Here is a 231-nt window from a genome sequence, read left to right as displayed (position 1 = left end):
CCCCGAACGCATCTTTTTCCGACGAGCGGCGGTGAAGCTAAAGGCATCCGTCCTGTCGGGCTGGCTCACAAATATCCCACTTATTTCCCCCTCAAGCACCGCTCCAAGGTGTCTAGCATAGCGCTTTGCGACAATCAGCTTGCTCCGAAGGGTTAGATCGGGTGAGCTCAGCAGCTGACGCAGTCGTTCCGCGTGCTCAAGCTTCAGTTTCATGGGCGAACTCCTTTCGCG

General features: G+C 56.7%; 1 protein-coding gene. It reads right to left on the bottom strand.

Features of this window, described 5'->3' with window-relative positions; genetic code table 11:
• A partial coding sequence (locus ACEWE8_RS26160; RefSeq protein WP_395589457.1) for a hypothetical protein occupies positions 1-213 on the bottom strand: 213 nt, incomplete at its 3' end.
• Positions 214-231 lie beyond the last annotated feature (18 nt).

It is taken from the genome of Pseudomonas sp. TR47, assembly GCF_044143025.1.
GTDB lineage: Bacteria > Pseudomonadota > Gammaproteobacteria > Pseudomonadales > Pseudomonadaceae > Aquipseudomonas > Aquipseudomonas putida_E.
Note: the sequence above shows the minus strand (reverse complement) of the source record. Positions and strands in the feature narration are given on the sequence as shown.